This window comes from Curtobacterium sp. GD1, from assembly GCF_020882855.1.
Taxonomy (GTDB): Bacteria; Actinomycetota; Actinomycetes; order Actinomycetales; family Microbacteriaceae; genus Curtobacterium.
On sequence record NZ_JAFEVQ010000010.1, the window covers coordinates 22,203 to 46,562 of the forward strand.

21 protein-coding genes and 1 other RNA gene are annotated in these 24,360 nt (G+C 71.2%); 11 read left to right on the forward strand and 11 right to left on the reverse strand.

All coding sequences use genetic code 11. The features are described 5' to 3' along the window. The first annotated feature begins 4 nt into the window (after nt 1-4). The 7 genes from prfB (at nt 5) to JSX79_RS07215 (ending at nt 6,703) form a co-directional block, all read left to right on the forward strand. Complete coding sequence (gene prfB, locus JSX79_RS07185; RefSeq protein WP_070419094.1) at nt 5-1,114, forward strand: peptide chain release factor 2; 1,110 nt, start codon at nt 5-7, stop codon at nt 1,112-1,114. A 51-nt stretch (nt 1,115-1,165) separates the two neighbouring features. Next, the gene (gene ftsE / locus JSX79_RS07190; protein WP_070416382.1) at nt 1,166-1,921 is read left to right on the forward strand and encodes a cell division ATP-binding protein FtsE; all 756 of its coding nucleotides are present in this window, start codon (nt 1,166-1,168) and stop codon (nt 1,919-1,921) included. Next, the gene (gene ftsX / locus JSX79_RS07195) at nt 1,918-2,832 is read left to right on the forward strand and encodes a permease-like cell division protein FtsX (protein WP_070416381.1); all 915 of its coding nucleotides are present in this window, start codon (nt 1,918-1,920) and stop codon (nt 2,830-2,832) included. Before ftsE ends, ftsX begins: the two co-directional genes overlap by 4 nt. A 205-nt stretch (nt 2,833-3,037) precedes the next feature. After that, nucleotides 3,038-3,514, forward strand: coding sequence for an SsrA-binding protein SmpB (gene smpB, locus JSX79_RS07200; RefSeq protein ID WP_022907777.1), 477 nt, complete (start codon nt 3,038-3,040; stop codon nt 3,512-3,514). A 96-nt stretch (nt 3,515-3,610) separates the two neighbouring features. Beyond that, nucleotides 3,611-3,988, forward strand: a transfer-messenger RNA (tmRNA) gene (gene ssrA, locus JSX79_RS07205). A gap of 207 nt (nt 3,989-4,195) precedes the next feature. Continuing rightward, complete coding sequence (locus JSX79_RS07210) at nt 4,196-4,912, forward strand: hypothetical protein (RefSeq protein ID WP_229085594.1); 717 nt, start codon at nt 4,196-4,198, stop codon at nt 4,910-4,912. Nucleotides 4,913-5,038: 126 nt separating this feature from the next. Further along, nucleotides 5,039-6,703, forward strand: a complete 1,665-nt coding sequence (locus JSX79_RS07215) for an APC family permease (RefSeq protein WP_229085595.1) — start codon at nt 5,039-5,041, stop codon at nt 6,701-6,703. A gap of 24 nt (nt 6,704-6,727) precedes the next feature. Here the strand turns inward: JSX79_RS07215 and JSX79_RS07220 are convergent, their stop codons facing one another. Both JSX79_RS07220 and JSX79_RS07225 read right to left on the reverse strand, forming a co-directional pair. After that, complete coding sequence (locus tag JSX79_RS07220) at nt 6,728-8,032, reverse strand: LLM class flavin-dependent oxidoreductase (protein WP_229085596.1); 1,305 nt, start codon at nt 8,030-8,032, stop codon at nt 6,728-6,730. Nucleotides 8,033-8,035: 3 nt separating this feature from the next. Next, nucleotides 8,036-9,427, reverse strand: a complete 1,392-nt coding sequence (locus JSX79_RS07225; protein WP_229085597.1) for a PLP-dependent transferase — start codon at nt 9,425-9,427, stop codon at nt 8,036-8,038. 125 nt (nt 9,428-9,552) lie between these two features. Between JSX79_RS07225 and JSX79_RS07230 the strand changes: the two genes are divergently transcribed. Further along, the gene (locus tag JSX79_RS07230; protein WP_229085598.1) at nt 9,553-10,767 is read left to right on the forward strand and encodes an amidohydrolase family protein; all 1,215 of its coding nucleotides are present in this window, start codon (nt 9,553-9,555) and stop codon (nt 10,765-10,767) included. Between the two features lie 145 nt (nt 10,768-10,912). Here the strand turns inward: JSX79_RS07230 and JSX79_RS07235 are convergent, their stop codons facing one another. From JSX79_RS07235 to aroA, 9 genes are all read right to left on the reverse strand, one after another. After that, entirely contained in the window at nt 10,913-11,455 is a 543-nt protein-coding gene (locus JSX79_RS07235; RefSeq protein WP_229085599.1) for an NUDIX hydrolase, read from the reverse strand. A 169-nt stretch (nt 11,456-11,624) separates the two neighbouring features. Beyond that, nucleotides 11,625-12,338, reverse strand: coding sequence for a M50 family metallopeptidase (locus tag JSX79_RS07240; RefSeq protein ID WP_229085600.1), 714 nt, complete (start codon nt 12,336-12,338; stop codon nt 11,625-11,627). Then, nucleotides 12,335-12,469, reverse strand: coding sequence for a hypothetical protein (locus JSX79_RS18190; RefSeq protein ID WP_267484186.1), 135 nt, complete (start codon nt 12,467-12,469; stop codon nt 12,335-12,337). The genes JSX79_RS07240 and JSX79_RS18190 overlap by 4 nt, the downstream gene beginning before the upstream one ends. A 29-nt stretch (nt 12,470-12,498) precedes the next feature. Further along, nucleotides 12,499-14,313 carry a glutamine--fructose-6-phosphate transaminase (isomerizing) gene (glmS, locus tag JSX79_RS07245; protein ID WP_071296173.1) on the reverse strand — a complete coding sequence of 605 codons (1,815 nt, stop codon included), beginning with the start codon at nt 14,311-14,313 and terminating at the stop codon, nt 12,499-12,501. A 417-nt stretch (nt 14,314-14,730) separates the two neighbouring features. Further along, nucleotides 14,731-17,427, reverse strand: coding sequence for a LuxR family transcriptional regulator (locus JSX79_RS07250; protein WP_229085601.1), 2,697 nt, complete (start codon nt 17,425-17,427; stop codon nt 14,731-14,733). Between the two features lie 591 nt (nt 17,428-18,018). Further along, nucleotides 18,019-18,801 carry an inositol monophosphatase family protein gene (locus tag JSX79_RS07255; RefSeq protein ID WP_083294964.1) on the reverse strand — a complete coding sequence of 261 codons (783 nt, stop codon included), beginning with the start codon at nt 18,799-18,801 and terminating at the stop codon, nt 18,019-18,021. 20 nt (nt 18,802-18,821) lie between these two features. Beyond that, on the reverse strand, nt 18,822-19,934 hold the full coding sequence (locus tag JSX79_RS07260; protein WP_229085602.1) for a hypothetical protein: 1,113 nt from the start codon (nt 19,932-19,934) through the stop codon (nt 18,822-18,824). A gap of 279 nt (nt 19,935-20,213) precedes the next feature. Then, the gene (rsgA, locus tag JSX79_RS07265) at nt 20,214-21,260 is read right to left on the reverse strand and encodes a ribosome small subunit-dependent GTPase A (RefSeq protein ID WP_071296175.1); all 1,047 of its coding nucleotides are present in this window, start codon (nt 21,258-21,260) and stop codon (nt 20,214-20,216) included. A gap of 4 nt (nt 21,261-21,264) precedes the next feature. Then, nucleotides 21,265-22,626 (reverse strand): 3-phosphoshikimate 1-carboxyvinyltransferase, encoded by a 1,362-nt coding sequence (gene aroA, locus JSX79_RS07270; RefSeq protein WP_229085603.1) that lies wholly within the window; start codon nt 22,624-22,626, stop codon nt 21,265-21,267. Between the two features lie 126 nt (nt 22,627-22,752). On the opposite strand from aroA, the gene JSX79_RS07275 reads away from it, so the two are divergent. From JSX79_RS07275 to JSX79_RS07285, 3 genes are all read left to right on the forward strand, one after another. After that, a complete protein-coding gene (locus JSX79_RS07275) occupies nt 22,753-23,574 on the forward strand; it encodes a sigma-70 family RNA polymerase sigma factor (RefSeq protein WP_229085604.1) in 822 nt (273 codons plus the stop codon). Then, entirely contained in the window at nt 23,571-23,813 is a 243-nt protein-coding gene (locus JSX79_RS07280; RefSeq protein WP_070416370.1) for a zf-HC2 domain-containing protein, read from the forward strand. The genes JSX79_RS07275 and JSX79_RS07280 overlap by 4 nt, the downstream gene beginning before the upstream one ends. 80 nt (nt 23,814-23,893) lie before the next feature. Beyond that, nucleotides 23,894-24,334 carry a GNAT family N-acetyltransferase gene (locus JSX79_RS07285; protein ID WP_070416369.1) on the forward strand — a complete coding sequence of 147 codons (441 nt, stop codon included), beginning with the start codon at nt 23,894-23,896 and terminating at the stop codon, nt 24,332-24,334. Nucleotides 24,335-24,360 lie beyond the last annotated feature (26 nt).

Consider the following 24,360-nt stretch of genomic DNA (forward strand, 5'->3'; position numbering starts at 1 on the left):
GATCATGGTCGAACTGGACTTCACCGAGCAGCTCTCCGCCCTCCGCGAGACCTTCGGCAACATCCGCTCGGTGGTCGACGTCGACCGCCTGCAGCGTGAGATCGCCGACCTCAGCGAGCAGGCCGGGGCCCAGGACCTCTGGGACGACGTCGAGCACGCGCAGCAGGTGACGAGCGCGCTCTCGCACCGGCAGTCGGAGCTGAAGAAGATCACCGACACCGAGCGCCGCATCGACGACCTCGAGGTGCTGGTCGAGATGGCGAACGAGGCCGACGACCAGGACTCCGCCGACGAAGCTGCTGCCGAGCTCAAGGCGATCCAGAAGACGATGGGCGACCTCGAGGTGCAGACGCTCCTCGACGGCGAGTACGACGACCGACCCGCGGTCATCACGATCCGTGCCGGTGCCGGTGGTGTCGACGCCGCGGACTTCGCCGAGATGCTGCTGCGCATGTACCTCCGCTACTCGGAGCAGCACGGCTACAAGACCACCGTGATGGACACGTCCTACGCGGAAGAAGCGGGCATCAAGTCCGCCACGTTCGAGGTCGACGCCCCGCACGCCTTCGGCACCCTGTCGGTCGAGGCCGGCACCCACCGCCTCGTCCGGATGTCGCCGTTCGGCGCCGCGGGCAAGCGGCAGACGTCGTTCGCCGCGGTCGAGGTCATCCCGCTCATGCCGGAGACCGAGTCGATCGACATCCCCGAGAACGACATCCGCGTCGACGTGTTCCGCTCGTCGGGCCCCGGTGGGCAGTCGGTCAACACGACGGACTCCGCGGTCCGCCTGACCCACATCCCGACCGGCACCGTCGTCTCGATGCAGAACGAGAAGTCGCAGATCCAGAACCGTGCCGCCGCCATGCGCGTGCTGCAGTCGCGCCTCCTGCTCCTCAAGAAGGAAGAGGAGAACGCGAAGAAGAAGGAACTGGCCGGCAACATCACGGCGAGCTGGGGCGACCAGATCCGCTCGTACGTGCTGGCGCCGTACCAGATGGTCAAGGACCTGCGGAGCGAGCACGAGGTGAACAACCCCTCAGCCGTGTTCGACGGTGACCTCGACGGGTTCATCAACGCGGGCATCCGCTGGCGTAAACAATCCGACGATTCCTGAGCCGCGCGCCTCGGTTGATTTCCGGGCGACGCGACCTACCCTGATCCGGTCATGATCAAATTCGACCAGGTCACCAAGGTGTACTCGGGCAACCCGAGCCCCGCCCTCGACGCCATCTCCCTCGAGATCCTCAAGGGGGAGTTCGTCTTCCTCGTGGGCGCGTCCGGGTCCGGCAAGTCCAGCTTCCTCCGCCTCGTGCTGAAGGAGGAGAAGCCGTCGCGCGGGCAGATCCACGTGCTCGGGCAGCGGCTCGGCGCCCTGTCGTCGCGCAAGGTCCCGTACTTCCGCCGCAACCTCGGCGTGGTCTTCCAGGACTTCCGGCTCCTGCCGAACAAGAACGTCTTCGACAACGTCGCGTTCTCGCTGCAGGTGATCGGCAAGAGCAAGGGCTTCATCAGCGAGGCCGTCACCGACGTGCTGAAGCTCGTGGGTCTCGCCGGCAAGGCGACGCGCATGCCGCACGAACTCTCCGGTGGTGAGCAGCAGCGCGTGGCGATCGCCCGCGCCGTCGTCAACAAGCCGGCGATCCTCCTCGCCGACGAGCCCACCGGCAACCTCGACCCGACGACCTCGGCCGGCATCATGGCGCTCCTCGAACGCATCAACCAGGGAGGCACCACCGTGCTCATGGCGACCCACGACGCCAGCATCGTGAACCAGATGCAGCGCCGCGTCATCGAGCTCTCGAACGGGACGATCCTGCGCGACGAGCAGTCCGGCGGCTACCAGACCCAGGCCGTGCCGATCCAGCGCGCGGGCGTCTCGAACACCACCGGCATCCAGACCATCCCTGGGATCATCCGATGAGGCTCGGGCTCGTCATGTCCGAGGTCGGCTCGGGCCTGCGGCGCAACGCGTCCATGGTCGTGTCCGTCGTCCTCGTGACCTTCATCTCGCTCACCTTCGTCGGCACCGCGATCCTGCTCCAGATGCAGATCAACCAGATGAAGGGGTACTGGTACGACCGGGCGCAGGTCGCGGTCTACCTCTGCACCGACACGGACACCACGGGGAACTGCACGGGCGCCAAGGCCACCGACGACCAGCGCAAGCAGGTCCAGGAGCAGCTCGACTCGTCGACCCTCAAGCCGTACATCGAGAAGACGTACTACGAGGACCAGGACCAGGCGTACGACCGGTTCAAGCAGCAGTTCAAGGACTCGCCGGCGACGGAGTTCGTCAAGCCCGAGTACCTCAACGAGACGTTCTGGGTGAACCTGAAGAACCCGTCGCAGGCGGACGTCCTCGTCGAGAGCCTGTCGAAGGTCGCCGGCGTGCAGAGCGTGGTCGACCAGCGCGGGTACCTGCAACCGATCTTCAACCTGCTCAACGCCTCGTCGTACACGGCGATCGGCATCGCGGCGCTCATGCTCGTCGCCGCCGTGCTGCTCATCGCGACGACCATCCGGTTGTCCGCGTTCAGTCGACGGCGAGAGCTCGGCATCATGCGCCTGGTGGGGGCGTCGAACCGGTTCATCCAGACACCCTTCGTGCTCGAGGGGGTGATCGCCGCTGCCATCGGGGCCGTCCTGGCCGGTGGCGCGATCACTGCGGTGGTCTGGTTCTTCGTGCGGAACTACCTCGCGCAGCGGTTCTCGGGCACGGCGTTCATCGGCATGGGGGACGCGGCCGTCGTGGTGCCGTCGGTGATCGTGATCGGCATCGTGCTGGCGGGACTGTCCGCCTTCGTCGCGATCCGCCGCTACCTGAAGGTCTGACGCCCCGGCGGTCGTGCTGGCCGAGTCTCGGGCCGGCGGACACTTTCGTGCCTCCGGTGCCGCGAAAGTGTCCGCGTGGCCGAGTCTCGGCGGCGGCCGATCCCGGCCCGGCGCGGGCGGCGCGCCGGGAAGGTGCGGTGGGTGCCGCGCGTTGGGTAGTCTGTAGGGCTGCGCATCCGCAGCGACCGCACGGAAGGAGACACGCATGGCGAAGGAACGCGGCGAGAAGATCGTGGCGACGAACCGTCGCGCGCGTCACGACTACCTGATCGAGGACACGTACGAGGCCGGCATGGTGTTGTCCGGCACCGAGGTGAAGTCCCTCCGCGAAGGGCGCGCCTCGCTCGTCGACGGGTACGCCTTCATCGACGGCGGCGAAGCCTGGCTCGACGCCGTGCACATCCCCGAGTACACCGAGGGCACGTGGAACAACCACGCTCCCCGGCGCAAGCGGAAGCTGCTCCTCCACAAGCAGCAGATCGTGAAGATCTCGCACAAGACGGCGCAGGGCGGCTACACGCTCGTGCCGCTGCAGATCTACTTCCACGACGGCCGGGCCAAGGTGGAGATCGCGGTCGCGAAGGGCAAGCGGGAGTTCGACAAGCGCCAGGCCCTGCGCGAGAAGACGGACAAGCGCGAGGCCGAGCGGGCCATGCGCACCCGGAACCGCGTCGGCGAGTAGCGCCGGTGCACCTCGGTCGGCTAGACTGAGGGACTGCTCCGATCGGAGCATTGGCAACTCAAGAGCGTGACAGCGGTTCGCACGTCCGGCCCGCATGGGGATGATCGGTTTCGACATTGCCTGTGTGCCGACGGGAAGCGGGCCGAGGACCCACGGTCATCTCGTCAACGATCCGTGGAAAACAACAAGTGCCAATTCCAAGCGCACTGACTTCGCTCTCGCTGCGTAAGCAGCCCAGCACATGAAGTCCGTCGGCCAGGTGATCGTCTTCTAACCTGAGTTCCGGCGTCATCCAGAGGACTTGCTGCACGGTTGCGCCTCAGGGCCGTGCGGGACTTGCACTGAGACTGGGCCCGTCGTCCTAGAAGCCGGTAGCAAAGGACGGGGCCGAGCAGAACGAACCATCCGGATACGCCCGTAGAAGACGTCGAATTGCAGCGATGGACGGGGGTTCGATTCCCCCCATCTCCACCATTCGCCGGACGCCGCACCGCTGTCACGCACTGCCACACCGAACGCCCCGACACCGTCCCCGGACGATGCCGGGGCGTTCGCTGTCCCGCCACCTCCGAGGACTACGATCCGCAGCAGGCGCGGGAACACGCCCGTGCCCACGAACGGGAGGTCCACGTGGTGCAGGAGATCGCGATCCGAGTCCGTCTGCGAGAGCAGGAGCGAGTGGTGCTCGCCGACTACGAGCGGGCGGTGGCCTCGGTCGCGACCGTCGCTGCGCTGGCCGCGTGGCTGCCGACGCCGGACGCCCGGTTGGTCATCCGCGGGCGTGGGGCCGAGCCGGTCCGCCTCGAGACGGTGACGTACGGCTCGGTCATCGAGATGCTCGTCGTGCTCGACCAGCGCTCCGCAGCCGTCGAGCGTGGGGCAGCCGCGATCGCCGCGCTCATCGAGTCCGTGCGGCACGAGCACGTCGAGGACGACGTCTCCGGTGTGGCCGGCGAGCTCGACCGCCTCGACCGCTCGGCGCCGCGGGGTCGTTCGGTGGTCGAACGGTCGCTCCGCGCCTTCCTCGAGGGTGCCCGCGCCGACGTGCTCGCCCGGAAGACGACGACCCGCGTCCGGGCAGCCCAGGCGCTCGTCCGGCTCGCCGAGGACGGTGCGTCGATCGTCGTCGAGCGGGTGGAGGACGCCCTCGCGCCGACGCTCGAGGAGCACGAGGTCGACGTCCTCGCCGACACGGGGAGCGCGGTGGTGGTCGAACCCGTCGACGGGGTGGAGTCGCCCGAGCCCGAGCCGGACAAGAAGGGCAAGCAGAAGTCCGACAAGAAGAAGTCCGGCAAGAAGCAGGACGCGAAGAAGAAGTCGGACAAGAAGTCGGACAAGAAGCAGGACGAGAAGAAGAAGTCCGACAAGAAGAGCAAGAAGAAGCACGACAAGAAGTAGCCTGAGGGCTTGTACAGCACGTTTGTTTCCATTGTGTTAAACAATCCGACCAATGTGCTGTCACGGTGCCAGAGTCGATGAGCGCAGCCCCCGTCCGAGGGGCGGCGCTCATCGACAGGAGCAACAGTGGCTACAACGACACAGGCGCTGCCGGACTCCGGCCTCAAGCGCAACGTCGGCTTCATCGGGCTCATCTGGGCCTCGACGGGGTCGATCATCGGCTCCGGCTGGCTCTTCGGTTCGCAGGAGGCCCTGAAGACCGCCGGGCCCGCCGCGATCATCTCGTGGCTCATCGGTGGCGTGGCGATCCTCGTCCTCGCACTCGTGCACGCCGAGCTCGGCGGGATGTTCCCGATCGCGGGTGGAACAGCGCGGTTCCCCCACATCGCCTTCGGCGGCATCGCCGGAGCCTCCTTCGGGTGGTTCTCGTGGCTGCAGTCCGTGACGGTCGCCCCGATCGAGGTCGAGGCGATGATCAAGTACGCGCAGCACTGGCAGTTCGCCCACCCGTGGCTGCACACCGTGGTCATCGAGGGTGAGACCCAGCAGCTGCTGACCGGCGCCGGGATCGCGGTGGCGATCGTCCTGATGGCCGTCGTCACGGTGATCAACATGCTCAGCGTGAAGATCCTCGCGAACACGAACTCCGCGGCGACCTGGTGGAAGGTCGCCATCCCCCTGCTGGTCATCATCGTCCTGGCGCTCAGCGGGTTCCACGGCTCGAACTTCACGGCGGCTGATGGCTTCATGCCCGAGGGTGCGAAGGGCATCCTCGCCGCGGTGTCGACGTCGGGCATCATCTTCGCGTTCCTCGGCTTCGAGCAGGCGGACCAGCTCGCCGGCGAGGCCAAGAACCCGAAGCGCGACATCCCGCGCGCCGTCATCGGCTCGGTGCTCATCGGGCTCGTGATCTACCTGCTGCTGCAGATCGTGTTCCTCGGCGTCCTGCGCTCCGACGCGATCCAGGGCTCGTGGGCGACCGCGGACTTCACGAAGTACACCGGACCCTTCGCCGACATCGCGATGGCGGCCGGCATCACCTGGCTCGCCGTGGTCATCTTCATCGACGCGATCATCTCGCCCGCCGGCACCGGCCTCATCTACGTGACGGCCACGAGCCGCATCTCGTACGGGCTCAGCCGCAACGGGTACTTCCCGAAGGCCTTCGAGTGGACGACGAAGCAGGGCGTGCCCTGGGTCGGCCTCATCGTGGCGTTCGTCGTCGGGTGCGCGTGCTTCGCGCCGTTCCCGTCGTGGCAGGGGCTGGTCAGCCTCATCACGAGTGCGTCCGTCCTGATGTACGCCGGTGCACCGTTGGCCCTCGGCGCGTTCCGGAAGCGGATCCCCGAGGTCGAGCGCCCCTACCGGATGCCGGCCGCGACGCTGCTCTCACCGATCGCGTTCGTCGTCGCGAACCTCATCATCCTCTGGACCGGGTGGGACACCGACTGGAAGCTCGGGGTCGCGATCCTCATCGGTGCCGTGGTGATCATCCTGAACAACGTGTTCCGCGGCGCCTCGAGCGTCCGCCCGCGCTGGGACTGGAAGGCGGCCCAGTGGCTGCTGCCGTACCTGATCGGCATGGGGCTCATCGTGTTCCTCAGCGACTTCGGTCCGCTGACGCACCCGGTGTTCCCGCTGTGGATCGACATCGTCGTGGTGGCGGTGTTCTCCCTGGTGATCTACTACTGGGCGATCAACTCGGCGTCCGACCGCGACGAGATCCTCCGCACCGCCGAGGACGTCCGCGACGTCGAGGAGAGCGGCGTCGTGGAGCCCGTCCACCACTAGGACCCGCGGCACGGGGGCGCGGTCTCAGAAGTCGAACAGGTTCTGCCGGATGCCTCCGGCGCCGTACTCCCGTCGCAGGAGCCCGCGGCGCCGGAGCACCGGCACGAGGTCGCCGAGCATCCGGTAGACCTGCGCCGGGTGCAGGTCGCCCGAGAAGATGATGCCGTCGTTGTCGGCGTCCTCGCCGAGCTCCTCGATGAAGTCCGCGAACTCGTCGGCGGTGCCGACGAAGCCCTCGCGCGAGGACACCCGACCCTTCCGGGCCTTGCGCTCCAGGAGCGTGCGCAGCGGTGCGTCGGGGGTGTCGCCGACGAGGCCGCGGATCGTCCCGGCCGAGACGTGGTCACCGAAGGTGCCCTCGGGGATCGGCGCGTCGAGGTCGAGCGCGAGCAGGTCCGTCTCGGAGTCGCTCGACCACGCGATCGCCGCGGTGCGGAGGTCGTCGTCGGACGGGTGCCGGGAGGCGGCGACGACGCGGTCCGCCTCGGCCGCCGACGACACGATCTCGGGCTTGAGCACGAACAGGATCCGCAGCGCGTCGGCAGTGCGTCCGGCGTCGGCCGCGGCGGAGAGCACCCGCGCGCGGTAGTCCCGGACGGCCGCCGCGGACAGCGGTGCGAGCGCGAGCTGCACGTCCGAGTGCGTGCCGGCGAACCCGAGCCCCCGGCCGGAGCCGCCGGGGGAGACCACGATCGGGTCGGAGTCGAGCGGGAGGGCGTTGAGCGGGCCGTCCGTGGTGAAGTAGGCACCCTCGTGGTGGAACGCGTCGAGGGCGTCGCCGTCGGCGAAGTGCCAGTCGGAGCGGTCCCCGACGTAGCCGGAGCCCCACGAGTGCCAGAGCCGCCGCACGAGCTGCAACCACTCCTCGGCGCGGTCGTACGCGGCGTCGTGCGGGAGCGGGGCGAGCCCGGCGTGCCGAGCGCTCCCGGTGTCGGTCACGACGTTGACGCCGAAGCGGTCGCCGGAGAGGTGCGCGAGCGTCGCGAACTGCCGTGCGGCGAGGTACGGCGGGGTGAACCCCGCGTTCACGGTCGGGGCGATGCCGATGTGCGAGGTCGCGGCGAACAGGTACGGCGCGAGCAGGAGCGGGTCGTGCTTCGGGCCGCCGTACGCCTGCCGGATCCGCAGGTCGAGCGTCGACGGGTTGCCGAGCGAGATCGCGTCCTCGGCGATGACGAGGTCCATGCCGGCCTGCTCGAGGGCGCGGACGGACTGCTGGTACAGGTCGGGCTTCGTCCAGTCGTGCCCCCAGTCCCAGTCGGACCGGCCCCACGCCTGCGGGCCGAACCCGCGCGAGAAGAAGTACCCGAAGTGCTGCAGTCCGGCCATTGCCTAGAGTTCCTCCGCGATGACGTGGTTGCCGGGAACGGCGTGTTCGAGGGAGGCGAGCTCCGAGTCGGAGTCGACCCGCGCCTCCTGGCCCGCCCCGGCGCCACGCAATGCGGCGAACCCGCGCGACAGGTCGCGGACCAGGTCCGCGACGTCCTCGATGCCGACCGACAGGCGGATGAGGCCGTCGTCGATGCCCTGGTCGGCGCGTTCCTGGGGCGTCTTGCCGGCGTGCGTCGTGGTGGCGGGGTGCAGGATCAGCGAGCGGACGTCACCGAGGTGGGTCATCCGGCTGAACAGCTGGACGCTGTCGATGAAGGTCCGTGCGGCGGCTTCGCCGCCGTCCAGCGTGAACGCGAAGACGGACCCGGCACCGCGCGGCAGGTAGCGCTGGGCGAGGTCGTGGAACGGACTGGAGGCGAGACCCGCGTAGTCGACGCTCGTCACCTCCGGCTGCTGCTCCAGGAAGGACGCGACGGCCAGCGCGTTCGCGCTGTGGCGTTCCACGCGCAGCGACAGCGTCTCGATGCCCTGGCGGAGCAGGAAGGAGTTGAAGGGGGAGGGCGTCGGGCCGATGCGCGAGGCGACGACGTCGCGTGCGAAGACGACGAACGCGCGGCTGCCGTAGCGCTCGACGTAGCTCTCGCCGCCGAGCGACCGTTCCGGGCTGGTCAGGTGCACCCAGCGGTCCGGGGAGGCCGACCAGTCGAAGGTGCCGCCGTCGACGACCACGCCGCCGAGCCCGGCACCGTGGCCGGAGAGGAACTTCGACGCCGAGTGGACGACGATGTCGGCACCGTGGTCGACCGGACGCACGAGGTACGGCGTCGCGAGGGTGTTGTCGACGATGAGCGGCACACCCGCACGGTGCGCGGTGTCGGCGACGCCGGTGATGTCGAGGACGTCGTTCTTCGGGTTCGGGATCGTCTCGGCGAAGAAGGCCTTCGTGTTCGGGCGGACGAGTCGCGCCCACTCGTCGAGGTCGCGCTGGTCCGCGACGAAGTCGACCTCGATGCCGAGGCGTCCGAGGTTCTGCACGAGCAGGCCCTTGGTGCCCTCGTAGATGCTGCGCGCCGCGACGACGTGGTCGCCGGCCTGCAGGATGCCGAGGAACGCGACGGTGGCGGCGGCCTGCCCACTGCCCACCAGGATCGCCTCGACGCCGCGCTCGAGCAGCGCGACCCGGCGCTCGACGTCGGCGTTCGTGGGGTTGCCGAGCCGCGTGTAGGTGTAGCCGTCGTCGGTCCCGGCGAAGCGGTCGCGGGCCTGGTCGAAGTCGTCGAACAGGAAGCCCGAGGACATGTGGATCGCGGGGACCCTCGCTCCGTGGCCCTGGTCGGGCTGGAACCCGCCGTGCACCTGCTCGGTCGCGAAACCGTGCGCCTCGTCCGTCACGGGACACCTCCTGCCGTCGTCGTGCCGGTACTCTCGCAGGCTTCCCTCCGCGGTTCCCGTTTGCGGCGTTCCGTTACGGCGGGTCCCGCGCACACCCGGTGCGGCCGGACTGGCAGGGTGGGGGCATGGTGGACGAGGACGCGACCCTGATCATCCGCGACGTGCGACCGTGGGGAGGGGAACGGGCCGACGTGGTCGTCACCGGCTCCCGCACCACCGCGGTCACACCCCCGGGCACCGTCCCGGCCGGCAGCGCGACCGAGGTGCAGGGTCGTGGGCAGCTCGCGCTCCCCGGGCTGGTGAACACGCACGCGCACGTCGACAAGAGCTGGTGGGGCCACCCGTGGGAGTCGTACGGCGGCGAGGGCGGGACCCAGGGCCGGATCGCCCACGAGCGCGCCCGACGTGACGCCCTCGGGATCCCGGGGGAGGCCGTCGCGACCAGGGTCCTGCGGGAGTCGCTCCGCACCGGCACCACCCGGGTGCGCACCCACGTGGACGTCGACCTCGGAGTGGGACTCCGGGGCATCGAGGCCGTCCGCGCCGCGGGTGCTGCGCTCGACGACGCGGTCGAGCTGTCGATCGTGGCGTTCCCGCAGGACGGCGTGCTCCGGCGCCCCGGCGTGCTCGACCTGCTGCGCCGTGCGGCGGAGGGCGGAGCGGACCACATCGGCGGCCTCGACCCGTCGCTCATCGACCGCGACCCCGTCGGGCACCTCGACGGCCTGTTCGACATCGCCGCCGACACCGGGTGCGGGATCGACGTCCACCTGCACGAGCCCGCCGAGCTCGGGGCGTTCTCGTTCGACCTGGTCCTCGACCGCGTCGAGCGGCTCGGCATCGCGCCCGGCAGGGTCAACGTCGCGCACGGCTTCGCGATCGTCGACGTCGACCCGGTCCGGCGCCGCGACCTGCTCGCCCGGATGGCGGGCCTCGGGGTCACGATGACGACGGTCGCGCCGGTGCGCATGAAGCAGCTGCCGCTGCACGAGTTCGACGACGCGGGGGTGCGGTTCGGCTTCGGCACCGACGGCATCCGCGACCTGTGGAGCCCCTACGGCGACGGCGACCTGCTCGGCATCGCGTGGCAGTACGCGCGGGCCGGCGGGGTGGTGCGGGACGACGATCTGGTGCGGGTGGTCGAGATCGCGTCGCGCGACGGCGCACGGTTCGTCACGGACGAGGAGCACGACATCGTCGCCGGTGCGCGTGCGGACGTGGTCCTGGTCGACGCGGAGAACCCGATGGACGCGCTGGTGCGCCGCGTGCCGCGGTCGCTCGTGGTGGCCGGTGGGCGGGTCGTCGACCCGGCGGAGCTGGCGCAGCACCCCTGGGAGTAGCGCGGCGGGCGGCGGGCGGCGCGCGGCGCGGTTCGCGCGGCGATCGCGACACTGCACCCGTCGATCGACGCGTGTCACGTCGGAAGGTGCGCACGCACCGGACTGGAGGCGCGGGTCGGTGCCGACCCGCGCCTCCCGTCCGGTGTCAGTCGCGGTGCGCGACCGTGGCGACCACCGCGGCCAGGCGTGCGGGCAGCCCGGGCGCGAGGCCCTCGGGCAGTGCGTCGAGGGCGAACCACCGGACGTCGTCGCTCTCGTCGCTGACGGTGGTCGCCCGAGCGGGATCGACCACGGCGACGAAGCCGACGTCCCAGTGCGCGGCGCAGGCGAAGCCCCCGTGCAGGTCGTGCCGGTCGAGGTCGGCCACGGAGGCGTCGAGCAGGTCGAGGTCGGCGATGCCCGACTCCTCGCGGGCCTCGCGACGGGCGGCGTCGGCGAGGTCGCGGTCGCCCGGTTCGAGGTGTCCACCGAACTGCACCCAGAACCGGCCCTTGCGGTGCAGGCACAGCAGCACGCTCCCGAGGTCGGGCGGGAACACGAAGCACGACGCGGTGAGGTGCTCCGGGCCGCCGTCGCGTCGGAGTGCCGCGTCGCCGTGGGTCCGCACGAACGCGAGGAAGCGGTCGCGGTGCGGAGCGGTCGTCGCGGCGAGGGCGGTGGTCACGTCGTCGAGGTGCATCGTCGTCATCCTCGCAGCGTTGTTGCGCGCGCGGGGTTGCGACAACGTCGATGTCGTACGACAGCGGGCTCGTCGTTGCCGCGCGGGCGCAACTGTTGCGCTCGCGGGGGTGCGACGACGTCGATGTCGTACGACAGCGACGATGTCGTTCCGAGTCGGCCCGCCGCCGCCGCACGCGTCAGAACAGCGCGCGGACCCCGTCGGAGACGGTCGCCCACACCTCGAGCAGCGGACCGCGCGCGAGCCACACCGCGGCGGCGTTCACGGCGACGAACAGCACGAACCAGACCGACGCCGGCACCCGCATCTCGGCCGCGGCGATGTGGAAGTCGGTCTGCACACGGGCCCCGGTCGCGAGCCACCGGGCGACCTGCACCACCGAGCGCAGTCCGTCCACGACGAAGAACGCACCGACCGCGGCGACCACGAGCACGGTCGTCTCGGACGGGCGCAGGGCGACCCAGAGCGCGAGCGCGTCGAAGCCGAGGACCACGAGGATCCCGAACCAGTTCCGCACGAACGCGAGTGCGACGAGCCCGACGACGCCGAGGACCACGACGGGCACCCACCTCGACCCGTGCAGCACCCCGGTCACGAGCAGCACGCCGGCCCAGAGCGGCGCGCTGTAGCCGGCGTACAGGTTCACGATCCGCACGAGCCACCGGATCGCACGGGGGACCCGGCCGAGCTGGACCCAGGCCTCGCCCGAACCGTCCGGGTGCAGCTCGATGCGCTGGATGCGTCCGCCGAACGGCACGACGACGACGGCGTGCCCGACCTCGTGCGCGATCGTCGCGGCGATGCGCGCCACCCGGCCGACGAACGGCACGAACGGCAGGACCGCGCCCACGAGGAGCGCGACGACGACGAGGGGCGGGGCTGCGGTGGTCAAGGGTCCAGGATCGCAGCACCGTCCGTGACGAACCCGGCAAGACCCTGGGGGAGCAACGACGGCACCAGCGTCGCGGCGATCACGATGACCGTCGCGACGATGGCGAGCGCCGTGAGGACGGCGAGGAACACCGTCAGGCGGTTGAAGCGCGTGTGCCTGGCTATTCGACCGTCACCGACTTGGCGAGGTTCCTCGGCTTGTCCACGTCGCACCCCAGCTGGAGCGCGAGTTCGCGGGCGAGCATCTGCAGCGGGACGACGGCCTCGAGCGGACCCCACGGTGCGGTCGCGCGACCCCAGGCGAGGTCGCCGACGATGCGACGGCCGAGTGCGGGGATGTCCGACCCCTCGCCGCCGATCGTGATGACGAACCCGCCGCGGGCACGGACCTCGGCGATGTTCGCCTGCAGTCGGTGGTCGCCGTGGTCGATGACGACGACCGGGGTCCCCTCGTCGACGAGGGCGAGCGGGCCGTGCTTCAGCTCGCCGGCCGGGTAGGCCTCGGCCCAGCGGTAGCTGAGCTCCTTGAGCTTGAGTGCGCCCTCGGCCGCGTAGGGCAGCCCGGCGCCACGGCCGAGGAAGAGGAAGCCGGTCGCGTCCTTGACGCTCGAGACGAGCAGCGGGATGCGGTCGGCGGCGATCGCGGCGGCGTGGTCGATGCGGGCGGGCAGGTCGGAGAGCTCACCGACGAGCGCGGCCGCGCGTTCGCCGTCGATCCGACCCGAGGCGACGAGCGCGGAGATCACCGCGGCGACGCCGACCACGACCTGCGCGGTGAACGTCTTCGTCGCGGCGACACCGATCTCCGGGCCGGCGTGGCAGTCGAGCACGGCGTCCGCCCGGCGGGCCAGGGACGAGTGCACGTTGTTCGTGAGGGCGAGCACCGGGTGCCGGTCCTCGAAGCGGTCGAGGGCGCGGAGGACGTCGGCGGTCTCGCCGGACTGGCTGATGGCGACCACGAGCGTGTCCGGGCCGAGCACCGCCTGGTCGGCCTCGCTCGCGACGACGATGTCCGTCGGCACGCCGCCGATGCCGCGCAGCGCGGTGGCGATCACCTGCCCGGCGTTGAGCGAGGTGCCGCACGCGACGATCGCCAGTCGGTGGAACCCGGGGAGCCCCAGGCCGACCCACATGCTGCCGTCGGCGGCCCGGCGGGCGACCCGGTCGAGGATCGAGGCGACGACCTCGGGCTGCTCCTCGATCTCCTTCGCCATGTGGTCCGGGTGGTCGCCGAGGTCGAGCGCGGTCGCGGCGAACGGGGACGGCGTCGGGAAGGGCACGGGGACCGTGACGCCGGAGGACGACCACGTCCAGGCCTCGCCGAGTTCGACGACGTCGCCGTCGCGGAGCGCCACGAAGGTCTCGCACCACTCGGCGATCGCACCGATGTCGCTCGCCACGAAGTCGCCGCGGGCGGACCGTGCGACGACGAGGGGGGAGCGCTCGGCGGCGACGACCATGCGGCCGTCCCGGGCGTCGAGCACCACGATCGCCCACGAGCCCTCGAGCTGCGCGGTCGCGATCTGCACCGCGAGCATGAGGTCCGGGTCCACCGCGAGCGCCCGCTCGACGAGGTGCGCGATGACCTCGGAGTCGACGTCCGACGAGAACACGTGGCCCTGGCGCTCGAGCGTCGCGCGGAGCCGGTCGGCGTTCTCGACGATGCCGTTGTGCACGATGCTGATCCGTCCGGAGCAGTCGGCGTGCGGGTGCGCGTTCGCCTCGCGGACCACGCCGTGCGTCGCCCACCGGGTGTGCCCGATGCCGACCCCCGTCAGCGCGTCGCCGGAGCGTGCGGCGACGAGCGTGCGCAGGTCACCGACGCGCGACACGGACCGGATGGTCTCGGTGCCGCCGTGGGCGGTCCGGACGGCGATGCCCGCCGAGTCGTACCCGCGGTACTCGAGTCGTTCGAGTCCGTCGAGCAGGTAGGGGGACGCGTCGTCGGTGACGCGGGCCGCGATGATGCCGCACATCTGGTTTCCCTTCGGGTGGGAGGAGCAGCTCGGGTGGGGGAGGGAGGAGCCTTGCGGCACCGACCGCCGTCGGGTCTGCCGTGCGTCCGGTCCGCCGGCCCGGGCCGCCGCCCGTCCTCGGATCAGGCGAGGACGGACGACGGCGTTCGTGGGCCGACGGTTCGGGTACCGGACGGGGTACCACGGGCGGGCTCCCGGAGGAGCACGGCGGTCGGTGCACGAGAAGCATCACCCGCCGGTCGGTGACACGGCAACGGTCGTCGCCCGCTCTTGCGGTTCACCGCGAGCGGTCCCCCGTTCGGAGGACAGGGCGTGCGGAGTCCCGCAACCCGCATCCACGGCCCGCACCGACGACGAACGGGAGGCGCGGTGCCAGCTGGCACCGCGCCTCCCGTCCGGTGGTGGGTCGCGTCTCGACTACGTGAGCAGCGCGACCAGGTGCGAACGCGAGCGCGCTCCCACCTTGCGGTAGATCTGCGTCAGCCGCAGCTCCACCGTCCGCTGCGACATGAAGAGCGACGAGGCGATCTCGCGGTTGCGGTACCCCTCCGTCACCTTCTGCACGACGGCGCGCTCCTCCGCGGTGAGCGAGGTGAGCACCGCCGAGGCATCCGGCGCGCTGCGCGGCGTCCCGGGCATCTGTGCGGACAGCACCGGCGCGGACCGGAGCGACGTCGGCGAGCCGAAGACCGGCATCGCGACCGTCGCGGCCGGGGTGGCCAGCGGACGCCGGAGCCCCGCCGCCTCGTACGCCGCCGCAGCGGCCGCACCGAGGCGCGGACGCTCCGTCGGGGTCCCCACGGCAGCGAGTGCCGCGAAGGTCCGAGCACGTTCGAACTGCGAGTCGTGCGGCTGGAACAGCTCCAGTGCACGGCGACGCGCGGTGTCACGGGTGGTGTCGTCCGCGACCAGCGCGAGGCTCCGCGCCAGGACGAGGGCGCCCCAGCGCGACGGGCGCGCGTGGTGGTCCGCCGCGAGCCGTGCGGCGATCGCTCGGGCGTCGTCGATCCGGTCGAGGCGCGAGTACGCCTCCACCAGGTCGCCGAGGTGCCGGAGCACCGCCGGGTTCCGCAGCGAGCGACCGATGGCGTCCGCCGCCTCGAGCGAGGCCGCGGCCTCGTCGAGCCGACCGTCGAGCAGCAGGACCCGACCGCGCAGGGCGTGCAGCTTGGCGGTCGCACCCCACAGACGGTTCGTGGACCGCTGCGCGAGGCACCGGTCGAGGACCTCGAGTGCCTCGGGGGAGCGCCCCTCGGCGAAGTGCCGCCAGGCGAGCGCGATGGCACGGGACGGCTCACGGAGCCGCTCGACCACCGACGATCCGGCTTCCCACACGTCGATCGCGCGGAGCGCCTGCCGGAAGTTCCCGGAGCGCACCTCGTTCTCGGCGGACAGGTAGCGGGCGGCCTCGGTCCAGACCGGCATGGCCTCCTGTCCCCGGGCGAGGACGAGGGCGAACACGCGGCGGGCGCTGCGGTACCGCTCGGCGATGCTCAACGCGTGGGCGAGGAGCAGCAGCGCGGGGTCGGACATGCCCACCAGCGTCGTGGTGGAGAGCCCGTCGTGCAGCGCCGTGTCGGCCGGGAGGGTCCCGTCGACCGCGGCGATGAGCTCGTGCGCGGTCTCCGTGATCTCCAGGGTGTGCTGCGACGCGGACCGCTTGAGCGGCTCGGCCCGGGCGAGGAGGTCCCTGGCGTGGTCGAGCTCCCAGGCCTCGGCCCGGAAGCACGCGACCATCGCGAGGAGCCCACCGAGCGCGTCCGCCTCGGCGGCGTTCTCGGGGTCGACCGGCACGAGGAGCTCGTCCGCGTGCACGGCGTCGCCGCTGAGGTACTGCACCGAGTACGACAGCCGGAGCCGACGGGTCTCGTCCGCGGTCGCTCGGAACGGCCGGATCGCGGCGAGGTACCGCGCGGCGAAGCCGAGCAGCCGGTTCGCCAGCAGGGCTTCGGCGACACCGAGGAGCGCAGCGTGCTCGTCCTCGTGCCCCGAACCGATGTGCAGGGCGCGCTCGGTGAGCACGACCGCCGCCTGGGCGTTGCCGTCCACGACGTACGAGCGGGCTGCACGGAGCAGCGCGACCACGTCCGGGACGTCGTCGACGAAGCTGCGGTGCCACGCGGCCGCACGCGGGTCGGACTCGGCGCTCGCCGCGGCGAGTTCCGTGTGCGCGGCCCGACGGTCCCGTGCCGGCATCCGCCAGTACAGCGCGGAACGGACCAGGGGATCGCGGACCGAGACGGTCTGCCCCTTGACGGTCGTGAGTCCGGCGTGTGCCAGGTCGTCGAGCTCGTCGCGGTCCCAACCGGTGGTCTTCGCCACGGGGACGAGGGCCAACCGCGCCAGGACGTCCAGATCGCGTCCTGCTGCGGAACCGAGCACCAGGGCCGCGATGGCCTCGGTGGTCGGGGTCGGTCGGAGCGGCAGCACGAGCGGCTCGGAGCCGTTCAGCTGCTCGCGACTGAGCACGGCGAGCTGCTCGCGCAGTGCGCCGGGGTTGCCACCGGTCTCCTCGGCGAGGACGGCGAGGACACCCTCGTTCGCCTCTTCCGGAGCCATGTCACGGGCGAGCACGAGTGCTTCGTCCGAGGGCAGCGGTTCGATCCGGAGCGTGGGCAGGGCCGCGAGCGGTCCCGCCGGCGGCACGGTGCGGACCGTGGCGACGACGCGCAGTGCGGTGCCGGCGAGCCGCGACGCGAGGAACGCGATGAGCTCCTGGCTCTCCACGTCCATGCGGTCGAGGTCGTCGATCAGCACGAGCGTCGGCGGCAGGGTGAGGGCGTGCACGGCGTCGAGGAAGTCGTGCGCCGCCGCCAGCCCCGGCGTCTGCCGGTCGACGGGTGCGCTCCCCTGGAGGAGGTGCGCGATGTGGGCCGTCGCACGGGGATCGTCGAGTGCGGTGAAGAGCGAGGTCACGCCGGCCAGGGGCCAGTGGGACTCACTCCCGTTCACTCCGACTCGTACGACGGGGAGGGAGACGCGGTTGGACACCGCGTCGAGGACGCTGCTGCGTCCGGAACCAGGGTCGCCGACGACGACCATCGCGGACTCACGAGGGAGTACAGCGAGGGTCGCGATCCGGTCGACCTCGAGACGGCGACCGGTGAGTGCCATGACTCACCGGCCTCCGGGCCCGGAAGCGGATGCAACGGAGGAGAGGGACCGGTCGGAGGCACGGCGGGTGACCGCGCGCAGAGCCGGACGTGGGGCACGCAGGGAAGAACGCGTGCCGGAGCAGTCGGAAACGGAATGCGGATGACGAGTGAGGGTGCACTCGGTTCCGCTCGGGAACGATGAAGTCATCGTCTGTATCACCCCTCGGGTTAGGGTCTTCGGACGAAGCACGACCGGTCTGGCATCCCGTTCGGAGCTAGGGACTCCGAAGCGGCACCTGACCTGTCGCCTGCAAGCAAGATAACTCAGGTTCTGGCTCGGATGGCCGGTCTCCGCAATCCGATGTCCACCCTCGGTGTCCCCAGTCCGGGGGGCCACGTGCCCCCCTCGGGGGGTGTTCCGGGATCGGTTGCGGCGATCCGCGGTACGAAACCGGGGTACAGCCGGTGTCCGCCGCAGGGCCGACCCGCGGGGTGGGTTGTCGGTCGAGTGTTCGTGCCGACTCGGAACGACAACGCCGATGTCGTACGACGTCGATGGTGTCGCACCGCGGCGCGTGCAACAGTTGCACGCGCCGGGCGTCCGGGGCCGTCAGCGGCGGATGACCTCGACCACGGCGTCGTGCACGAGTCCGTTCGTCGCGAGGGCGCTGCCGTGCCAGGGGCCGGGATCACCGTCGAGCGAGGTGAACCGGCCGCCGGCCTCCTCGACGATCGGCACGAGCGCCGCCATGTCCCACGGCTTGAGGTCGGGTTCGCCAGCGACGTCGAGGACGCCCTCGGCCACGAGCATGTACGACCACATGTCGCCGTAGGCCCGGGTGCGCCAGACCCGACGGGAGAGCGTCACGAGGGCGTCCAGGCGGTCGTCGTCGTCCCACTGCTGGATGCTGTTGTAGCTCAGGCTGGCCTCGGCGAGGGAGTCGACGCCGGAGACGTGCAGGGGACCGTCGAAGGAGTGCGCGCCGAGCCCCTCGGCTGCCCACCAGCGCTTGCCGAGGGCGGGTGCGCTCACGACGCCGAGGACCGGGCGCCCGTCCACCGCGAGCGCGATGAGGGTGGCCCAGACCGGGACGCCGCGGAGGTAGTTGGCGGTGCCGTCGATGGGGTCGACCACCCACTGGCGGTGGCCCTCGCTGACGGCCTCGGCGCCGGTGTCGGCGGTGGTCTCCTCGCCGAGGAAGGCGTCGTCGGGACGCTCGGCACCGAGCCGCTCGCGGAGCGCTCGTTCGACCGCCTGGTCGGCGTCGGTGACGTGCGTGCTGTCGGCCTTCTTCGACACGTGCAGGTCGGCGGCGCGGAACCGCTCGAGGCTGATCGCGTCGGCGGTGTCGGCGAGGGAGCGGGCGAAGTCCAGGTCGGCGCTGAGGTCCACGGTCGCCAGCGTAGCGGGGGCTACGCCGCCACGACCTCTTCCTCCTCGAGGGCGGTGACCTCGCGCTCGCGGGCGATGCGGGCGCGGCGGGCGACGAGACCGTGCACGACGACGCAGAGCAGCACGGCTGCGGCCAGCCACAGCGCCAGCACGAGCGACGACCGACCGAGCGAGGCGCCCGGGAAGTACTGCAGGTCCTGCGCTGCCTGGAGCCAGGCGGCACCGCTCCAGAACGTGTTGAGGCCGGCGAAGAACCCCGGCTGGAACGCCGGCTGGAAGATGCCGCCGGACGACGTGAAGTTGAGCATCACGAACAGCATCGTGAGGATCGGCGTCGTCCACCGGCCGAGCAGCGGGTGGAGGCCGACCCCGAGCGCGACGATGATCGCGTCGTACATCCAGGCGAACAGGAAGATCTCCCACCGGTTCGTCGTGATGATGCCGTACAGCGGACCGGCGATGAGGATGCCGATGCCCGCGACCACTCCGGCCGTCGCGAGGCCGGTGACGGCGGTCCACAGCGGTCGCAGCCGGGTGGCGAAGGCGGCCACCGCGATCGCGGACGCGTAGCCGCCGACGCTCAGGGCGACGAGCAGGAAGAACAGACCCTGTCCGGTGGTGTCCTCGTCGCCGGAGGGCACGACGTCCTGCACCGTGAAGGGCAGGTGCGACCGGTAGGCGATCGGCATGAAGATCTTCTGGGCCGCGCTCGCGGTGGTCTCCGAGGCCGCGGTCGAGACGTAGAGCGTCGCCCCGGTCGCGGTCGGTGCGTAGACGGCGGCGAGGTCGCGGTCACGGACCTGGCGCTCGGCCTCGGCGGTGGAGGACACGACGTGGGTGACGAGGGCGCCGTCCGACTCGTCCGTGACGGTCTGCGCGAACACCTGCGTCGCCGCACCCTGTCCGACGATGCCGACCGGGAGGTCGTGCGGCGTCGGGGCGTGGAAGGCGCCGAGGTAGGCGAGGCCCATGCCGATCGCGAGGAAGAGGGGCACGAGGATGTGCGAGCCGAAGCTCAGCAGGGTGCGGCCGAGGCCCTGCGGACGGAGCGTCGACGGGCCGTTCGGCTGACGCGGGGCCCTGGGAGCCCGAGGCGCGGCGTGCGAGTGGGTGTGGGGGGAGGTGGTGTGCACGTGCGACGTCGTTGTCGTCATGGGGGAGGACGGGGCGTCGACGGCGGGGGTCGGCGCAAAGTTGTACTTTGCAACTTCAGACACGAAGGGCAACTGTACAACGTCGGTGCACACCTGTCGACCCAGGTACCGCAGCGCACGGTGCGGTGCGGGCGCCGGAGTGTGCGAGCCTCCGCACACCGTGGGAGGGCGCCGGCGTCCCACCGAGCGCGGAACCTCGCACACTGCGCGAGGCGCGAGGCACGATGCGCGAGGCGCGAGGCGCGTCGGCGCGGCGCGCTACTCCGTGCCCGGGTCCTCGGCGCCCATGCCGGTCAGCAGCGCCCGGAACGAGTCGAGCCGCTCGACCCCGGTCGACCCGAGCTCGCCGGCCTGCACCCGGTCGACGATCTCCCAGTCGTGCGCCTGGGAGAGGGGGATCCCGTCCACCGGCTCGCGGACGGGCACGGCGTGCGAGGCGAAGGCACGGAAGACGTTCGCCGGGTCGACGTGTCCGAGCCCGAACGACCGGACGCCCGGGGTGTCGATGATCCACCCGCCGTCCCGCACCTGCAGCGCGATCGACGACGACGAGGTGTGCCGTCCCCGACCGGTCACCGAGTTGACGACCCCGGTGGCCCGGGAGGACCCGGTCAGCGCGTTCACGAGCGTCGACTTCCCGACGCCCGAGTGCCCGACGGTCACGGTCACCTTGTCGTCGAGGACCTCGTGCAGGGCGTCGAACGGCACGTCGTCCGAGCGGCTCGTCACGATGCGCAGGTCGAGGCACGCGAAGTGCGCGAGGAACTCGGTGGGATCGGCGAGGTCGGTCTTCGTGATGCAGAGGATCGGGTCGAGGCCGGCGTCGAACGCCGCCACGAGGTACCGGTCGATCAGTCGGGTGCGCGGCTCGGGGTCGGCGGCGGCCACGACGATGAGCATCTGGTCGGCGTTCGCCACGATGACGCGCTCGACCTCGTCGGTGTCGTCGGCGCTCCGGCGCAGCAGCGTGGTGCGCTCGGCGACCTTCACGATGCGCGCGAGCGAGCCCGGTTCGCCGGAGACGTCACCGGCGAGGTGGACCGTGTCGCCGGTGACGACGGACTTCTTCCCCAGCTCGCGGGCCTTCGTGGCCGTGATGACCCGGTCCCCGACGAGCACGCCGAAGCGCCCGCGGTCGACGTTCGTCACCCACCCGGTGGGGGCGTCCTCGTACGTCGGACGGACCTTCGTGCGGGGGCGGTTGCCCTTCGGGTTGGGGCGGACCCGGACGCTCGACTCGTCGTACTGCCCGTACGGCTCGTCCGCGTCGGAGTCGTCACCGTCGACGTCGTCCCACCAGCTCATCGCGTCAGACCCCTTCGTCGCCGGTCGCGACCAGGGCCGCCCACAGCTCGGGGAACTGTGGCAGCGTCTTCGCGGTCGAGCCGATGTCGTCGACGGCGACGCCGTCGACGACGAGGCCCACGACCGCGCCGGCCGTCGCCATGCGGTGGTCGTCGTACGCGGCCCAGTCGCCGCCGTGGAGCGCGGCAGGCTCGATGCGGAGGCCGTCGTCGAGTTCGTGCACCGCGCCTCCCGAACGGTTGACGTCCGACGCGAGCGCGGCGAGACGGTCCGTCTCGTGCCCACGCAGGTGGCCGATCCCGGTGATCTCGGACGGGCCATCGGCCAGGGCCGCCAACGCGACCAGGGCAGGCGCGAGCTCGCCGCCACGGCTCAGGTCGAGTTCGAGACCCGGGAGGGAGGCGCCACCCCGGACCCCGACGCCGCCGTCGAAGACGAGGTCGTCGCCGTCCCGCGTGACGGTCGCGCCCCACAGGGGGAGGAGCCGCTCGAGGTCGGCACCCACCTGGGTCGTCGCCGTCGGCCAGGTGCGGATGCGGACGGTGCCGCCGGCGACGAGCGCCGCCACGGCGAACGGCGCGGCGTTCGACAGGTCGGGTTCGATGGTGACGTCGCGGGCGGCGATCGGCCCGGGGTGCACGACCCACTCGCCGACCGCGGGCTCGTCGACCCGGACACCGCGGGCACGGAGGGCGGCGACGGTCATCTCGATGTGCGGCATGCTCGGCAGTCGCTCGCCGACGTGCGTGAGGTGTAGGCCCTCGTCGAAGCGCGGGGCGGAGAGCAGGAGCCCGGAGACGAACTGCGACGAGGCCGAGGCGTCGATCGAGAGCGATCCGCCGCGGACCGAGCCGGTACCGGTGAACGAGAACGGCATCGCGCCGCCGCCGTCGTCGGTGACGTCCACGCCGAGGTCGACGAGCGCCTGGATGATGGCGTGCATCGGCCGCTTGCGCGCGTACGGGTCGCCGTCGATCGTGACCGGCCCGACCGCGAGGGCGGCGAGGGGCGGCAGGAAGCGCATCACGGTGCCGGCGAGTCCGCAGTCCACCCGGACGTCGCCGTGCATCGGCGCCGGTGTGATGCGGAGGTCGGGGCCGTACGGGTTCGGGGTCGCACCGGGCGCCGGCGGGACCTCGTCGATCCCGACGCCGAGCTGCCGGAGCGCCTCGACCATGAGCGCCGAGTCGCGCGAGTGCAGCGGCAGCCGGATGGTCGACGGACCGTCGGCGAGGGCGGCGAGCACGAGTTCGCGGTTGGTGAGCGACTTCGACCCGGGCAGCGACACGTCGCCGCGCAGCGGACCCCGCGCGAGCGGGGCGATCCAGGGCTCGGTGCGGGACTGGGAATGCGTCGTGACTGCCATCGGTTCACAAGGGTACTGAACGCACCGGGAGGATCAGTGGCGACAGCGACACTCGCACGACCGCGGACGACTCTGCCCGCCGTGCCGACGACGCTCGGGAGCACCGTCGGCCTAGACTCGACGGCGATGACGACCGACGAACCGCACGCAGCACCGCACGACCTGGTCGAGGAGACCGAGGCGCAGCTCGACGCGGTGTCCGAAGAAGCAGCACTGCGCGAGGACGAGGCCAGCGACCGCGAGGACGAGGCCAGCGACGACGAGGCCGGCGCGGTCGACGTCGTCGACGCGAAGACCGTCTCCGAGGCCGAGCTCCGTTCCCTCTTCGAGGACCAGGCGCTGCCCTTCATGGACCAGCTCTACGGCGCGGCGATGCGGATGACCCGCAACCCGGCCGACGCGTCCGACCTCGTGCAGGAGACCTTCGTCAAGGCCTTCGCCGCGTTCCGCCAGTTCAAGCAGGGCACGAACCTCAAGGCCTGGCTGTACCGCATCCTCACGAACACGTTCATCAACACGTACCGCAAGAACCAGCGCAACCCGTACCAGGGCACGATCGACGAGCTCGAGGACTGGCAGCTCGGCGGCGCGGAGAGCGTGACGCAGTCGATCTCGGCGCGCTCCGCCGAAGCCGACGCCATCGACCACCTGCCGTCCTCCGCCGTGAAGGACGCGCTGCAGGCCATCCCGGAGGACTTCCGGATGGCCGTCTACTTCGCCGATGTCGAGGGGTTCTCCTACCAGGAGATCGCCGACATCATGAAGACCCCCGTGGGGACGGTCATGAGCCGCCTCCACCGTGGCCGCCGGCTCCTCCGCGGGCTCCTGGCCGACCACGCACGTGAGACCGGCATCGTCCCGGACGCAGCGTCGACGGCGACGATGCGCGGACGAGGCCGGAAGGTTGCCGCGGCGTCGAGCCGCGTCGAAGGGAAGGAAGCGCGATGAGCGGCTGCGACTGCTCGAAGGCGAAGGCCGAGCTCGAGGAGTTCCTGCACGGGGAGCTCTGCCGCGAGGACGCGGCGGACATCCGTGAGCACATGGACGACTGCGAGGACTGCACGACCGAGCACCGCGTCGGCGTGGTCCTCATCGAGACGGTCCGTCGCGCGTGCAAGGAGACGGCACCCGAGGAACTCCGCACCGAGATCCTCGCCCGCATCCGCCTGGAGCAGGCCACCCACTGAACGTCCCGGCGGGAACGTCCCGGCGTGAACGTCCTGGCAGCCGTCGTCACACGCACGGGGCTGTCGGTAGTGTCGCGGGCATGACCCTCTCCGTCGAGTCGATCACCACCTGGTCCGACACGGACGTCGCCGACGTCGCCGCCCTCGTCCGACTGCTCGGCCACGAGGTCGACGACGCCGCCATGCGCGCCCGCCTCGAACGGCTCACACCCGAGGCCGGACACCGCACCTGGGTGGTGCGGGACGACGACGGTCGTGCGATCGCGGTCGCCGGCGCGCAGGTCACGTGGGCGTACGCGAGCGACGAGCCGACGGCGCAGCTGCTGCTGATGGTGGTCGACGAGTCGGCCAGGAGGCTCGGCACCGGTTCGGCGCTCATCGGCACGTTCGAAGCATGGGCGGTCGAGCAGGGCGCACGTCGCCTCAGCGCCGTCAGTGCGGCGGCCACGGACAGCGCGCACCGGTTCTACCAGAAGCGCGGGTACCACGACGCCGGGGTGCGCTACACGAAGATCGCGTAGCGCACCCCGGCGTCAGGGGCCCGGCG